The sequence below is a fragment of the Streptomyces sp. NPDC006711 genome, assembly GCF_042869775.1.
GTDB lineage: Bacteria > Actinomycetota > Actinomycetes > Streptomycetales > Streptomycetaceae > Streptomyces.
In genome coordinates this window covers 261430-275872 of record NZ_JBIAGO010000007.1, presented here as the reverse complement: position 1 = coordinate 275872, position 14443 = coordinate 261430, and the positions used below count along the sequence as shown (strand labels likewise).

Below are 14443 nucleotides of genomic sequence, written 5' to 3'. Positions count from 1 at the left end.
ACACCCGGTCTCTCCCTCTTGCCCCCGGAGGGTTTCGGGAAGGGGCGGGGTGGGGAATGCCCAGCCGACCAGGTCGACGAGGCGGCCGAGCCCCAGGGCAGTGACGGGCGCGAGCGGTGGTGGCGTCCCGCGTCGGACGGCGTCAGCTACCGGCGCGAGGACTTCACGGACGCCCCCGAGAAGGTGGCCGCGCACACCTCGGTGACCCGGCTCCTGGTGGAGCAGCGCATGGAGCTCTACCGCGCCTTCCTCGACCAGCTGTCCGCCTGGAGCGCCGAGTGGACGGGCGCCGCGTTCAGCGGCGAGTACGCCACCCGGCTGACCCCCGCCGACGTGCGGGAGATGGAGGACGAACTGGACGCCGTGGTACGGAAGTTCAAGGAGCGCGGCGAGGCCGCGACGAAGGCGGGCGACACCGAGGGACGCGAGAACGTCGCGGTCCACCTGTACGGCTTCCCGTTCCGCGCCTGACCGTTCGGTGTCCGGCCGTTCGGTGTCTGGCCGTTCCGCGTCTGACGGTTCGGTGTCCGGCCGGCCGGTGTCTGGCCGTTCCGCGTCTGACCGTCCCGCGTCCGGCCGTTCCGTGTCCGACCTTTCCGCCCGCGTTCGAGAGGCCTGCCATGCCGAGCGCCACCCTCATACCCCCGGCCACCGCCGCACGCCCCGCCCACCGCGACGGCAACGTCCTGCGCTGGCTCGCCGCGTACACCTCGTCGCTCGTCGGCGACAGCGTGTACTACATGGCACTGGCCTGGGCCGCCGCCCGCTCCGGCAGCGCGGGCCAGGCCGGGCTCGTCCTCGCGGTCGGCGCCGTGCCCCGGGCGGTGCTCATGCTCGGCGGGGGAGTGATCGCCGACCGGTTCGGGCCCCGCCGGGTCGTCATCGGCAGCGACGCCGCCCGCAGCGTGATCATCCTGGCCATGGCCGGAGTGCTGCTCGTCACCGGGCCGCACTTGTGGCTCCTGATCGTCCTCGCCCTCGTCTTCGGCGCCGTGGACGCGGTGCTGCTCCCCGCCATCGGCGCGCTGCCGCCCAGGATCACCGGGCCCGGCGAACTCGCCCGGGTGCAGGGCCTCAAGGGGCTCGCCGCCCGGATCGCCAACATCACCGGGGCCCCGCTCGGCGGGCTCGCCGTGGCGCTCGGCGGCACCGCCGCCACCTTCGCCGTGGCGGGTGCCCTGTTCGCGGTCTCGACCGCGCTGCTCGTGCGGGTCCGTATCGCCCGGCTCGACGGCGACGGGGAGCCGATCAGGGAGCACCCGCTGCGCGAACTCACCGACGGCCTGCGCTACATCCGGGGCCACCGGGTGCTCGCCCCACTCATGCTGGTCATCGCCGTCGGCGAACTGGGCTTCGCGGCGCCGCTCAACATCGGGCTCACGCTGCTCGCGAAGGAGCGGGGCTGGGGCGCGGCCGGCATGGGCTGGATCGTGGCGGCGTTCGGCGCGGGCGCGGGGGCCGCGTCGCTGCTGCTCTCCGTCCGCGGCCGCGTCCCGCGCGCCGGCCTCGTCCTGCCGCTGTCCCTGCTCGGCGGCACCACCGCCATCGCGGGCCTCGCTTACGCCCCCTCGGTCGTCCTCGCCGCCGTCGCGGGGATCTTCATCGGCCTGCTCGCCGGGCTGAGCGGCGCCCTGTGCGGGGCGCTGACGCAGACCACCACGGAGCCCGCCTACCTGGGCCGGGTCACCGCGGTCGCCTCCCTGTTCACCATGGGCATCGCGCCGCTCGGCTATCCGCTGGCGGGCGCCGCGATCGGCGCCTGGGGCACAGGACCGGTCTTCCTGGCCGGCGCGGGCGTGTGCGCGACGGGCGCGCTGATCGGCCTCGCCTCCCGCCACCTGCGCCGCGCGGAACTCCCGGGCTGAGCGCGTCGGGCCCGGCGCGCGGTCCACGCCCGGCGGGATCCGCGCCCGGACCCCGCCCGGCGCGTCAGATCCCGAGCTTCGCCTCCAGCGCCCGCGAGGCCGCCTGCTTCTCGCCCTCGATCTCGACCCGCGCCGCGTCCTGGCGCCCGTACGCGAAGAGCGTCAGCTCGCCCGGCTCGCCGGTGACCGTCACCACCGGGGTGCCCTTGCGGGCCACCGCCGTCTGCCCATCGGGGCGGCGCAGCACGATGCCCACCGGGGACCTGCGGCCCACCACCCGGGCCGCCTTCTCCAGGCGGGACCAGAGCGCGTCGGAGAACACCGGGTCGAGTTCGCGGGGCGTCCAGTCCGGCTGCGCCCGGCGCACGTCCTCGGCGTGGACGTAGAACTCCACCGCGTTGGCGCCCTCGTCGACCTGCTTGAGGCTGTACGGCGAGAACTTCGGCGGACCGGTGCGGATGAGCTGGATCAGTTCTTCGTACGGCTTCTCCGCGAACTCGGCCTGCACCCGGTCGAGGCGGTTCTTGAGCGCCCCGATCAAGATCCCTCCGGCCGCGTCGAGGCGCCGTTCGCGCACCACGACGTGGGCCGCGAGTTCGCGGGCCGTCCAGCCCTCGCAGAGGGTCGGCGCCTCGGGGCCGGCCGCCTCCAACAGGTCGGCGAGCAGAAGCCGTTCACGCTTGGCATGGGTCGACATGTCCGCCAGCGTACGGCCGCCCGGGGCGTCCGGACAGTGGACGCACCGCCGGGCCCCCCGGCGGCCACGGCAGAATGGGAGCATGACCAGCAATCTCGACCCCGCCATCGCCGCCCGCCTCAAGCGCGGCGCGGATGGTCTGGTCCCGGCCATCGCCCAGCAGTACGACACCGGTGAGGTGCTGATGCTCGGCTGGATGGACGACGAGGCCCTGCACCGCACCCTGACCACCGGCCGCTGCACGTACTGGTCGCGCAGCCGTCAGGAGTACTGGGTCAAGGGCGACACCTCCGGGCATGTCCAGCACGTGAAGTCGGTGGCTCTCGACTGCGACGCGGACACGGTCCTGGTCAAGGTCGACCAGGTGGGCGCGGCCTGCCACACCGGGGACCGCACCTGTTTCGACGCCGACGTACTCGACCTCGGGAAGTAGCCACCAGCCATGGACCTCGACACCTTCCGCAAGCTCGCCGTGGACCGCCGCGTCATCCCCGTCCACCGCCGTCTGCTCGCCGACGGCGACACCCCCGTCGGCCTCTACCGCAAGCTCGCGGGCGAGCGCCCCGGCACCTTCCTGCTCGAGTCGGCGGACCGGGGCACCTGGTCGCGCTACTCCTTCGTCGGCGTGCGCTCCGCCGCCACCCTCACCGCACGCGACGGCGAGGCCCACTGGATCGGTACGCCTCCCGTCGGCGTCCCCACTTCGGGTGATCCGCTGGCCGCCCTGAAGGCGACCGTCGAGGCCCTGCACACCCCCCGGGACCTGGCGGCCGGGATGCCGCCCTTCACCGGCGGCATGGTCGGCTACCTCGGCTACGACATCGTGCGCCGCCTGGAGAAGATCAGCGAACACGGGCGCGACGATCTCCAACTCCCCGAGCTGACCATGCTGCTCACCTCCGACCTCGCGGTGCTCGACCACTGGGACGGCTCGGTCCTGCTCATCGCCAACGCGATCAACCACAACGACCTCGACACCGGGGTGGACGAGGCGTACGCGGACGCGGTGGCGCGGCTCGACGCGATGGAGGCCGACCTCGCCAAGCCGGTCGAGTACGCGCCGGTCGCGCTGCCCGCCTCCGAACTGCCCGCGTACACCGCGCTGTGGGGCGGCCGCGACTACCAGGGCGCCGTCGAGGACATCAAGGAGCGCATCCGGGCCGGCGAGGCCTTCCAGGTGGTGCCCTCGCAGCGCTTCGAAACCCCGTGCGCGGCAAGCGCGTTGGACGTCTACCGGGTGCTGCGGGCGACCAACCCCTCGCCCTACATGTACCTGTTCCGCTTCGACGGCTTCGACGTCGTCGGATCGAGCCCCGAGGCGCTGGTCAAGGTCGAGGACGGGCGGGCGATGGTCCATCCCATCGCCGGGACCCGGCCGCGCGGCGCCACCCCGCAGCGCGACCAGGCGCTCGCCGACGAGCTGCTTGCCGACCCCAAGGAGCGCGCCGAACACCTCATGCTCGTCGACCTCGGCCGCAACGACCTGGGCCGGGTGTGTGAACCCGGCTCGGTGGAGGTCGTGGACTTCATGTCGATCGAGCGGTACTCGCATGTGATGCACATCGTGTCGACCGTGACCGGCCGGGTCGCCGAGGGCCGTACCGCCTTCGACGTCCTGACGGCCTGCTTCCCGGCCGGCACGCTCTCGGGTGCCCCCAAGCCGCGGGCGATGCAGATCATCGAGGAGCTGGAGCCCAGCCGCCGAGGGCTCTACGGCGGCTGCGTCGGCTATCTCGACTTCGCCGGTGATTCCGACACCGCGATCGCGATCCGCACCGCCCTGCTGCGGGACGGCACCGCGTATGTGCAGGCCGGAGCCGGCGTGGTCGCCGACTCCGACCCGGTCGCGGAGGACGAGGAGTGCCGCAACAAGGCGGCCGCCGTCCTGCGCGCCGTCAACACGGCCAACCAGCTGGGCGCCCGGGCCTGAGCCCGGGGCGCCGGCGCCCGCGTATCAGCCGGTGAACGCGGCGGTCCCGTTCGGGGTGCCGAGCCCCGACGGGCCGTCGTAGCCGCCGGCTCCCGTGCACAGGTAGGACGGTGAGCAGCTGCCGTTGGACCCGCTCGTCACGTCGTTGAGCGAACCGGTGTGGGCGTAGGGGAACGAGGCCGGCGTGGAGCCCGACGAGGGGGTGCCCGCCAGCGCGTACACCGCGGCGATCAGCGGCGACGAGGCGCTGGTGCCGCCGAACACCTCCCAGCCCGGGTCGCCGCCGTAGGTGTCGTACACCGCGACGCCCGTGGCCGGGTCGGCGACCGCCGAGACGTCCGCCACCGTCCGCCTGGCGCAGCCGGTGTCCTTCTGCCAGCTCGGCTTCGCGTCGTAGGCCGAGCAGCCCGAACCGGCGCCGCTCCATACGCTCTCGCTCCAACCCCGGCTGGTGGAGGCCGGCTTGAGCGAGGTGCCGCCGACGGCGGTGACATAGCGGGAGGAGGCCGGGTACTCGACGCCGTAGCCGCCGTCGCCGGAGCTCACGGTGATGGCGACACCCGGGTGGTTGAAGTACTGGGTGTCGTAGGAGGTGTCGGAGGAGGACTCGCCGCCGCCGTAGCTGTTGGAGACGTACTTCGCGCCGAGCGAGACCGCGGTGTTGACGGCCGTGCCGAGGTTGGCCATCGAGGAGGACTTGGCCTCGACGAGCAGGATCTTGCAGTTGGGGCAGGCCGCGCTGACCATGTCGAGGTCAAGGGATATCTCCTCGGCCCAGCCGGCGTTCGCGCTCGGCAGCGTCGACGTGCCGGTCTGGCCGACCTTCTTGAAGCAGCCGTTGGCCGTGGTGCAGGCCGGAAGTCCGTACTGGGAGCGGTAGGCCGCGAGGTCGGACGCCGCGTTGGGGTCGTCGTAGGCGTCGACGATCGCCACCGTCCGGCCCGAACCGGCCGTCGCCGAGGGCAGTTTGTACGCGGACTGGAGCGAGGAGGGGCCGAGGCCCGAGGGTGCCGCCGCGCCGGTCGCGGTGCGCTCGGCGGCCGCCGGGGCGAGCGTGCCGCCGGTCACCTTGAGCGCCTGGCAGGCCATGACGTCCCGGTGCGTGGGCGCCGCGCAGGAGCGCACGGTCGTGACATGGGCCGCGTTCGCCGCGACGGAGGGGCTGGTGGCCGCCTGGGCGAGGGGAGTTGCCAGGGCGAGCGCCGCCGCGGCGAGCGCGGCGGATACGGCGGTGGGGGAGAGGGTTCTGCGCAACGTGACTCCTTGGGGATGCGGGTGGACCCGGAGTGCGTGGGGGGTGCGCCGTGCTGTCCGTGCGGCGTGGTGCGCGGCACGGACCGCGGTGAACGTAGACCTGACGCGCCCATGCCAACAAGCGCGCGGTGCGAATCTCTATCGCCGCTTTGCCTTCGAGGATGGTTCGGGGGGCGTTCTCGGCCCGTTCGGGAGAATGCGCTGACTGTTCGATGGCCGAGCGCTTGCCCGTTCTTGGTTTCCCGCGCGTCCACCGAGGGCCCCGGGTGCGGCTCCGGGCCGCGCGCAGGCGATAGTGGAGTACGTGAGTGCCGCATCCCTACCCGAGCCCCGTGCCGAAGCAGCCGCGCCGTCCGCCCGCGGCGGCGGCCGCCGCAGCCTGGCCGCCGCGCTGCTGGCCGGCGCCGTCGGCGCCGCCGTCGTCCTCATGGCCTCCGGGCAGACCTGGGCGCACGGCGACGCGAGTGTCGGCGGCGGCGCGCTGCCGCTGAAGGCGTCCGGCGGTGACATCACCGGCGTGCCCTCCGCCCTCGCGATCGTCGGGCTCGCCGCCCTGGTCGCGGTCTTCGCGGTGCGCGGCGCGGGCCGCGTCCTGGTCGCCGGCCTGCTCACGCTGAGCGGCGCGGGCGCCGCCGTGACCGCCTGGCTCGGTGTCGACGACAGCGCGGCCCTGGACGAGAAGGCGGCCAAGGCCAGCGGCGACGCCGCCGCCACCGTCACCGCGCTCACCCACACCGGCTGGCCCTACGCCGCCGTCGCGGGCGGCGTCCTGCTGCTGCTCGCCGGGCTCCTTGCGCTGCGCTTCGGGCCGGCCTGGCCCGCGATGGGCGGCCGCTACGAGCGCGACGGCACCCCGCGTCCCCGCAAGGCGCGCGCCGCGGTGGACCCCGAGCGCCCCGAGGAGATCTGGAAGGCGCTCGACCGGGGCGAGGACCCCACCCGCGAGAGCTGACCCCCGCACTCGGGCACACCTCGGCGTGCGGGACAATGGCGTGAGCGCCGGTTCGACGACAGCGGTGGCGGCGACACGGTCGCCGGCACCGCGCCGCCACCAGCGCCCGCCACGACGGCGAACCACGCACGGCACCCGCTACAACCGCGGAAACCGCGAACAACCGCGCGGCCACCGCGACCGACACGGAAACACTTACGAGGAGCATCCCCCATGGCGAAGAGCGGCCACGGCCACACCCCGGCAGCATGGACCGGGGTCATCATTGCCTTCATCGGATTCTGCGTGACCTGCGTCTTCATAGTGGCCGCCAACCCGGTGGGCTTCTGGGCCGGCATCGCCCTCCTCGCCGTCGCCGCCATCGTGGGCGGCGTCATGAAGATGGCGGGCCTGGGCACCCCGAAGGACACGCCCGAGATCCAGCGCATGCGTGAGGACGCCGCCGCCAAGGTCCGCGCCCGTCTCGAGGCCCAGGCCGGCTGAATCCTCCAGCCACCCCCGAAAGGCGCGGCCCCACCCGGGCTGCGCCTTCGGATCCGACCGGGGACAATCGCCGCGTGGACGCAGCCCAGCCGAACCCCGCGCCGTCACCGCCCCGTCCGGGCCGCCCCCCGGGCGCCGCGCCGCGCGCGCTCCTGGTGCCCCTGGCCACGCTCGCCGCGGTGGCCTCGGCGTTCGCCTACGTGGGCCTGGTCGACCCCAACGAGCCCGGCCACTACCCCGTCTGCCCGCTCTACGGCCTCACCGGCCTGTACTGCCCGGGCTGCGGCGGGCTGCGCAGCGCGCACGACTTCGTCACCGGCCACCTCGTCGCCGCCCTCGGCGCCAACGCGCTGGCCGTCGCCGGCTATCTCCTCTTCGCGGTGTGCTGGGTCCTGTGGGCGGTGCGCTCGGCCCGTGGCCGGCCCCTGCGGATCGAGCTGAGCGACCGGCAGTGGTGGCTCGTGGGGGCCGTCGTGGTGATCTTCTCCGTCGTCCGGAATCTGCCGTTCGGCTCCGTGATCGCGCCCTGACTGTGCGGCTGAGACGCAGGTGACGTCCACGTGCTGGGACGGGAATCAACCGGATGTGATCCCTTCGCCTCGGTACGGATACCATCGACATGGCTGATCGTGACCGTTTCCCGCGGTCACCCACGTCCTGACCGACATCACCGTCCCGGAAGGGGGCCGCTCGCGTGAGTGTGCTCGACGAGATCATCGACGGCGTTCGCGCCGACCTCGCGGAGCGGCAGGCGCGGGTCAGCCTCGACGAGCTGAAGGAGCGCGCCGAGAAGGCGCCCCCGGCCCGTGACGGGGTGGCGGCGCTGCGCTACGACGGCGTGAAGGTCATCTGCGAGGTCAAGCGCTCCAGCCCCTCCAAGGGCGCGCTCGCCGCGATCGCCGACCCCGCGGCGCTGGCCGCCGACTACGAGGCGGGCGGCGCGTCCGTCATCTCCGTGCTCACCGAGGAGCGCCGCTTCGGCGGTTCGCTCGCCGACCTGGAGGCCGTGCGCGCCAAGGTCGACACCCCGATCCTGCGCAAGGACTTCATCGTCACGGCCTACCAGCTGTGGGAGGCCCGGGCGTACGGCGCCGACCTGGCGCTGCTCATCGTGGCCGCCCTGGACCAGCCGGCCCTGGTGTCGCTGATCGAGCGCGCCGAGTCCATCGGGCTCACCCCGCTGGTCGAGGTGCACGACGAGGACGAGGCCGAGCGGGCGGTCGACGCCGGCGCCAAGATCATCGGCGTCAACGCGCGCAACCTGAAGGACCTCAAGGTCGACCGCACCACCTTCGAGCGGGTCGCCCCCGAGATCCCCGACCACATCGTCAAGATCGCCGAATCCGGTGTGCGCGGCCCGCACGACCTGATCGCCTACGCCAACGCGGGCGCCGACGCCGTACTGGTCGGCGAGTCCCTGGTCACCGGCAAGGACCCCCGCGCCGCCGTCGCCGACCTGGTCGCCGCCGGCGCCCACCCGGCCCTGCGTCACGGGCGGAACTGACCCATGGCCCTTGCCGTCCGCCTCGCACCCGGTTGCCGCCCCCGCGGCTGCCGCGCTCCGGCGCGCCGGGTGCGTGGACGGCGCGTGCGCTACGTGATCGGCTCGGAGCCCGGCCAGGTCAACGGCATGCGATGGCGCGGCGGCCCCGGTGCCGCCTGCGTGAGCGCCCCTTAGGGGCGCGAGGAACTGCGCGACCAGCCACAGTCGGACCTGTGGTCGCGCATCCACCTCATCACCTGCGGCGCTTGGGCGCATCCGCTCACCCAGCCAACCCAGGAACCGGGGCCGCGACGCCCCCGCGAGGTATCCGCATGTCCCACGAGAACGACTTCTTCGTACCCGACCCGGAGGGCCAAGTCCCCAGCCCCCAGGGCTACTTCGGCGCCTACGGAGGCAAATTCATCCCCGAGGCGCTGGTCGCCGCGGTCGACGAGGTGGCCGTCGAATACGACAAGGCCAAGCACGACCCCGCCTTCGCGGCGGAGCTCAACGAGCTGATGGCCAACTACACCGGCCGGCCGAGCGCCCTCACCGAGGTGCCCCGGTTCGCCGAGCACGCGGGCGGCGCCCGGGTCTTCCTCAAGCGCGAAGACCTCAACCACACCGGCTCGCACAAGATCAACAACGTGCTCGGCCAGGCGCTGCTCACCAAGCGCATGGGCAAGACCCGCGTGATCGCCGAGACCGGAGCCGGCCAGCACGGCGTCGCCACCGCGACCGCCTGCGCCCTGTTCGGCCTCGAATGCACCATCTACATGGGCGAGATCGACACCCGGCGCCAGGCCCTGAACGTGGCCCGGATGCGGATGCTCGGCGCCGAGGTCATCCCCGTCGCCTCCGGCAGCCGCACCCTCAAGGACGCCATCAACGAGGCGTTCCGCGACTGGGTCGCCAACGTCGACCGCACCCACTACCTCTTCGGCACGGTCGCCGGACCCCACCCCTTCCCCGCGATGGTGCGCGACTTCCACCGGGTGATCGGCGTCGAGGCCCGCCGCCAGATCCTGGAGCGCGCCGGCCGCCTGCCCGACGCGGCGGTCGCCTGCGTCGGCGGCGGCTCCAACGCCATCGGCCTCTTCCACGCCTTCATCCCGGACGCCTCCGTACGCCTCATCGGCTGCGAGCCCGCCGGCCACGGCGTGGAGAGCGGCGAGCACGCGGCGACCCTGACCGCGGGCGAGCCCGGCATCCTGCACGGCTCGCGCAGTTACGTCCTCCAGGACGAGGAGGGCCAGATCACCGAGCCCTACTCGATCTCGGCGGGCCTGGACTACCCGGGCATCGGGCCCGAGCACTCCTACCTCAAGGACATCGGCCGCGGCGAGTACCGCGCGGTCACCGACGACGCCGCGATGCAGGCCCTGCGCCTGCTGTCGCGCACCGAGGGCATCATCCCGGCCATCGAGTCGGCGCACGCGCTCGCGGGCGCGCTCGACGTCGGCAAGGAGCTCGGCAAGGACGGTCTGATCGTGATCAACCTGTCCGGCCGCGGTGACAAGGACATGGACACGGCCGCGCGCTACTTCGGCCTGTACGGCACCGACGCCGAGGTGGCCGCCGACGCCGCGGGCCTCGCCGAGATCGAGGGAGACGCCAAGTGAGCGGCAACGTGACCCTGCTGGACGCCACCTTGGCCAAGGCGAAGGCCGAGGACCGGGCCGCGCTCATCGCCTATCTGCCGGCCGGCTTCCCGACCGTCGACGGCGGCATCGAAGCGGTCAAGGCCGTCTTCGAGGGCGGCGCCGACATCGTCGAGGTGGGCCTGCCGCACAGCGACCCGGTCCTGGACGGCCCCGTCATCCAGACCGCCGACGACATCGCCCTCAAGGGCGGCGTGAAGATCGCCGACGTGCTGCGCACCGTCCGCGAGGCCCACGCGGCCACCGGCAGGCCCGTCCTGGTCATGACGTACTGGAACCCCGTCGACCGGTACGGCGTCGAGCGCTTCACCGCCGAGCTCGCCGAGGCCGGCGGCGCGGGCTGCATCCTGCCCGACCTGCCGGTCGAGGAGTCCGCAGTGTGGCGCGAGCACGCCGAGAAGCACGGCCTCGGCACGGTCTTCGTGGTCGCCCCCAGCAGCAAGGACCAGCGCCTCGCCACCATCACGGCGGCCGGCTCCGGCTTCGTGTACGCGGCCTCCCTGATGGGTGTCACCGGCACCCGGGAGTCGGTCGGCGCCTCGGCCGAGGACCTGGTGCGCCGCACCCGGGCCACCACGGACCTGCCGGTCTGCGTGGGCCTCGGCGTCTCGAACGCGGCGCAGGCCAAGGAGGTCGCCGCCTTCGCCGACGGCGTGATCGTCGGCTCGGCCTTCGTCAAGCGCATGCTGGACGCCCCCGACCACGCGGCGGGTCTCGACGCCGTACGGGAACTGGCGGGCGAGCTCGCCGAAGGCGTTCGCCGGGCGCACTAGCGCGCTCCTCGCACAGCTCACCCGTACGGGTGGAAGTGGGACCGGGGAGGCACGGGCGTGCCTCCCCGGTTCGTTGCTGCGGGTGTGAGTGACAAGAACCCCGATGCGAAAAGGGCCGCGCGTGACCGGCTCATCAAGGAACGAGAGCAGCGCAAGGCGGGCGAGCGGCGCCGCCGGCAGCTGATCGTGGCGGGCGCCGTGGTCGGCGTGCTGGCCCTGGCCGCGGTGATCGGCGTGATCGCCGCCAACGCGGGCGGCGGCGACAGCGCCAAGAGCGCGAGCACCGCCGGCCCGATGGTCGCCCCCAGCGGAGCCGATGCGAAGGACCAGCCGGCCATCCCGGCCGGCGCCGCCGACGCGCCCTCCACGCTCACGGTGTGGGAGGACTTCCGCTGCCCGGCCTGCGCCGCCTTCGAGAACGGCTTCCGCTCGACCATTCACGAGCTGGAGAAGAACGGCCAGCTCCGCGTCCAGTACCACCTGGCCACCCTGATCGACGACAAGACCCGGGGCGGCGGCTCGCTGCACGCGGCCAACGCGGCGGCCTGCGCGCAGGACGCGGGCAAGTTCACCGCGTACCACGACGTCCTCTACACCAACCAGCCCGACGAGACGGACGACGCCTACGCCGACAACAACAAGCTGCTCGACCTGGCCAAGAAGGTCCCGGGCCTGGACACCCCCGCCTTCCGCTCCTGCGTCCAGAACGGCACGCACAACAGCTGGGTGGTGAAGTCCAACGAGGCCTTCCAGGCGGGCAAGTTCAACGGCACGCCCACCGTGCAGCTCAACGGGGTGTCCATCTTCCCGATGAAGGGCAACGAGCAGATCAGCCCGGCCAACCTGAAGAAGTGGGTCGCTCAGGCCAACAAGGGCAAGGCGCCGGGCAAGACCACGGCCAAGGCCACGGCGCCCGCGTCCTGACCTCGGGGGCTCTCGTTACTCATACGTTGCCGGGCGGGTTGCCGCCGCGCCCGCCCGGCACGGTAGCGTCGACCCTGCCATGGAACTTGCCTTCATCCCCAGCCCGTCGACCGGGGTGCTCCACCTCGGGCCGATCCCGCTGCGCGGCTATGCCTTCTGCATCATCATCGGTGTCTTCGTCGCCGTCTGGTACGGCAACAAGCGGTGGATCGCCCGCGGCGGCCGCACCGGCACCGTCGCCGACATCGCCGTCTGGGCGGTGCCCTTCGGCCTGGTGGGCGGTCGGCTCTACCACGTCATCACCGACTACCAGCTCTACTTCAGCGAGGGCGAGGACTGGGTCGGCGCCTTCAAGATCTGGGAGGGCGGCCTCGGCATCTGGGGCGCGGTCGCGCTCGGCGCGGTCGGCGCCTGGATCGGCTGCCGCCGCCGGGGCATCCCGCTGCCGGCCTGGGCCGACGCGCTGGCCCCCGGTCTCGCCTTCGCCCAGGCGATCGGCCGCTGGGGCAACTGGTTCAACCAGGAGCTGTACGGCCGCCCCACCGACGTGCCCTGGGCCCTGAAGATCAGCGAGGGCCCGAACCGGATCGCGGGCACCTACCACCCGACGTTCCTGTACGAGTCGCTGTGGTGCCTGGGCGCCGGTTTCCTGATCATCTGGGCCGACCGCCGCTTCAAGCTGGGCCACGGCCGGGCGTTCGCGCTGTACGTCGCCACGTACTGCGTGGGCAGGTTCTGGATCGAGTACATGCGGGTCGACGAGGCCCACCACATCCTGGGCCTGCGCCTGAACGACTGGACGGCCGGCGGGGTCTTCCTGCTCGCGGTCGCCTACATCGTGATCTCGGCGAAGCTGCGCCCGGGCCGCGAGGAGATCGTCGAGCCCGGCGCCCTGGACGACGAGGCGCCGGTGTCCCTGGACAAGCCCAGCAGCGCGGGGGAGGCGGACAGCCCGGCGGAGCCGGAGACCGTGACCGGGGCCGGGACCAAGACCGCGACCGGGGCCGGGACCAAGACCGCGACCGGGGCCGGGACCAAGACCGCGACCGGGGCCGGGACCAAGACCGCGACCGGGGCCGCGACCGAGCCCAGGGACGAGCCGGTCACCGGGACGGTCTCCGAACCGAGGGACGAGCCGAAGGCGGAGTCGTCGGCGGCGCGACCGGAGCCGAAGAAGGCCTGAACGAGCCGGCCCGGGCAGCGGCAGGAAGCCCCGGCGGTACGAAGGCCCGTACAGCAGGAAGCCCCGGGCGGCACGAAGGCCCCGGCAGCGGGAAGGCCCGGGCGGCGCGAAAGTCCGTACAGCAGGAAGCCCGGGCAGCAAGCGCCCGGGCCCGCCCCTGCCACCCGCCCCCCGAGGCGCTACCCGTCGATCTCGGAGCGGTACGGCATCGACGTCGCCGCGCCCGGGCGCTGGACCGACAGCGCGGCCGCGCTGGACGCCCACGTCAGCGCGGCCGTCATCGGGCGGCCCTCGGCCAGCGCCACCGCGAGGGCGCCCACGAAGGTGTCGCCCGCGCCGGTCGTGTCCACGGCGGTGACGGGCGGCGCCAGCACCGCCACCGGCTCCGGCTGGGAGCGCGACGCGTACAGACAGCCCCGCGCGCCCAGGGTGATCACGACCTGGGGCACCTGCGCGAGGAGCGCCGCCGCCGCCCGCTCGGGGTCGCCCGAGATGCCGGTCAGCGTCGCCGCCTCGTGCTCGTTGGGCACCAACAGGTCGGTGTGGGCGAGGAGTTCGGGCGGCAGGGGCTGCGCGGGGGCGGGCGTGAGAATCGTGGGGACCCCGTTGCGGCGGGCCGTTTCGGCGCCTTCGAGTACCGCGCTCATCGGCAGCTCCAGCTGGAGCAGCAGCGACTGCGCCCCGGCGATCGAGGCCCGGTCGGCGTGGCTGAGCGAGGTGACCGACGCGTTGGCGCCGGGGATGACGACGATCGCGTTGCCGCCGTCGCCGTCCACCACGATGTGCGCGGTGCCCGAGGGGCCCTCGGTGGTGCGCAGCAGGTCGATGTCGACGCCCGCGTGTTCGAGGGTGGCGCGCAGCCGGTCGCCGAACTCGTCGGTGCCGACCGCGCCGATCATCGCGACCTCCGCCCCGGCCCGGGCCGCGGCGACCGCCTGGTTGGCGCCCTTGCCGCCGGGGACGGTGCGGAACTCGTGGCCGGTGACGGTCTCGCCGCTGCGGGGCGCGGTCGTGACGTAGGCGACGAGGTCCATGTTGGTGCTGCCGAGCACGGTGATCCGGGTCATGCCGGGATTGTCTCCCGAGGGCGCCCGGATATGTGCCCGCGCGCGGACGCGGCGCGTTCGGCGGGGCGGTCCGCCGGGGCGGTCCGCCGGGTCCACGGAGGTCACCCTTAGTGAGCCGACCCTCACTAAGTAAGGCCTTGCTTGCTGGCGCGGCCCTTACATCGAGCGTAG

16 protein-coding genes are annotated in these 14443 nt (G+C 73.3%); 13 read left to right on the top strand and 3 right to left on the bottom strand.

Going from position 1 to position 14443, the window contains the following annotated elements:
• Window positions 1–18 precede the first annotated feature (18 nt).
• Window positions 19–471, top strand: a complete 453-nt coding sequence (locus ACFYM2_RS17520; RefSeq protein WP_359008156.1) for a transcriptional regulator — start codon at window positions 19–21, stop codon at window positions 469–471.
• 149 nt (window positions 472–620) lie between these two features.
• Entirely contained in the window at window positions 621–1865 is a 1245-nt protein-coding gene (locus tag ACFYM2_RS17515; RefSeq protein WP_388837072.1) for an MFS transporter, read from the top strand.
• 64 nt (window positions 1866–1929) lie between these two features.
• On the opposite strand, the gene ACFYM2_RS17510 is transcribed toward ACFYM2_RS17515, so the two are convergent.
• The gene (locus ACFYM2_RS17510) at window positions 1930–2562 is read right to left on the bottom strand and encodes a TIGR03085 family metal-binding protein (protein WP_388457219.1); all 633 of its coding nucleotides are present in this window, start codon (window positions 2560–2562) and stop codon (window positions 1930–1932) included.
• 82 nt (window positions 2563–2644) lie between these two features.
• On the opposite strand from ACFYM2_RS17510, the gene hisI reads away from it, so the two are divergent.
• Both hisI and ACFYM2_RS17500 read left to right on the top strand, forming a co-directional pair.
• Window positions 2645–2995, top strand: a complete 351-nt coding sequence (gene hisI / locus ACFYM2_RS17505; protein ID WP_100574534.1) for a phosphoribosyl-AMP cyclohydrolase — start codon at window positions 2645–2647, stop codon at window positions 2993–2995.
• A gap of 9 nt (window positions 2996–3004) precedes the next feature.
• Entirely contained in the window at window positions 3005–4492 is a 1488-nt protein-coding gene (locus ACFYM2_RS17500) for an anthranilate synthase component I (RefSeq protein ID WP_388837069.1), read from the top strand.
• 24 nt (window positions 4493–4516) lie between these two features.
• On the opposite strand, the gene ACFYM2_RS17495 is transcribed toward ACFYM2_RS17500, so the two are convergent.
• The gene (locus ACFYM2_RS17495; protein WP_388837066.1) at window positions 4517–5746 is read right to left on the bottom strand and encodes a peptidase S8; all 1230 of its coding nucleotides are present in this window, start codon (window positions 5744–5746) and stop codon (window positions 4517–4519) included.
• A 295-nt stretch (window positions 5747–6041) separates the two neighbouring features.
• Between ACFYM2_RS17495 and ACFYM2_RS17490 the strand changes: the two genes are divergently transcribed.
• From ACFYM2_RS17490 to lgt, 9 genes are all read left to right on the top strand, one after another.
• Window positions 6042–6698 carry a TIGR02234 family membrane protein gene (locus tag ACFYM2_RS17490; RefSeq protein WP_359008146.1) on the top strand — a complete coding sequence of 219 codons (657 nt, stop codon included), beginning with the start codon at window positions 6042–6044 and terminating at the stop codon, window positions 6696–6698.
• 213 nt (window positions 6699–6911) lie between these two features.
• Window positions 6912–7181: an HGxxPAAW family protein gene (locus tag ACFYM2_RS17485; RefSeq protein WP_350229776.1), complete on the top strand. Its 270-nt coding sequence runs from the start codon at window positions 6912–6914 to the stop codon at window positions 7179–7181.
• 74 nt (window positions 7182–7255) lie between these two features.
• Entirely contained in the window at window positions 7256–7711 is a 456-nt protein-coding gene (locus tag ACFYM2_RS17480) for a DUF2752 domain-containing protein (protein ID WP_359008143.1), read from the top strand.
• A gap of 164 nt (window positions 7712–7875) precedes the next feature.
• Complete coding sequence (gene trpC, locus ACFYM2_RS17475; protein ID WP_359008140.1) at window positions 7876–8685, top strand: indole-3-glycerol phosphate synthase TrpC; 810 nt, start codon at window positions 7876–7878, stop codon at window positions 8683–8685.
• Between the two features lie 3 nt (window positions 8686–8688).
• On the top strand, window positions 8689–8859 hold the full coding sequence (gene trpM, locus ACFYM2_RS17470; protein WP_388457225.1) for a tryptophan biosynthesis modulator TrpM: 171 nt from the start codon (window positions 8689–8691) through the stop codon (window positions 8857–8859).
• 137 nt (window positions 8860–8996) lie between these two features.
• On the top strand, window positions 8997–10286 hold the full coding sequence (gene trpB, locus ACFYM2_RS17465) for a tryptophan synthase subunit beta (protein WP_359008137.1): 1290 nt from the start codon (window positions 8997–8999) through the stop codon (window positions 10284–10286).
• Entirely contained in the window at window positions 10283–11098 is an 816-nt protein-coding gene (gene trpA, locus ACFYM2_RS17460) for a tryptophan synthase subunit alpha (RefSeq protein WP_359008135.1), read from the top strand. The genes trpB and trpA overlap by 4 nt, the downstream gene beginning before the upstream one ends.
• Window positions 11099–11182: 84 nt before the next feature.
• Window positions 11183–12022, top strand: a complete 840-nt coding sequence (locus ACFYM2_RS17455; RefSeq protein ID WP_359008132.1) for a thioredoxin domain-containing protein — start codon at window positions 11183–11185, stop codon at window positions 12020–12022.
• Window positions 12023–12101: 79 nt separating this feature from the next.
• Window positions 12102–13205 carry a prolipoprotein diacylglyceryl transferase gene (lgt, locus tag ACFYM2_RS17450; protein ID WP_388837063.1) on the top strand — a complete coding sequence of 368 codons (1104 nt, stop codon included), beginning with the start codon at window positions 12102–12104 and terminating at the stop codon, window positions 13203–13205.
• A gap of 179 nt (window positions 13206–13384) precedes the next feature.
• Here the strand turns inward: lgt and rbsK are convergent, their stop codons facing one another.
• The gene (gene rbsK, locus ACFYM2_RS17445; RefSeq protein WP_359008126.1) at window positions 13385–14272 is read right to left on the bottom strand and encodes a ribokinase; all 888 of its coding nucleotides are present in this window, start codon (window positions 14270–14272) and stop codon (window positions 13385–13387) included.
• Window positions 14273–14443: the final 171 nt, after the last annotated feature.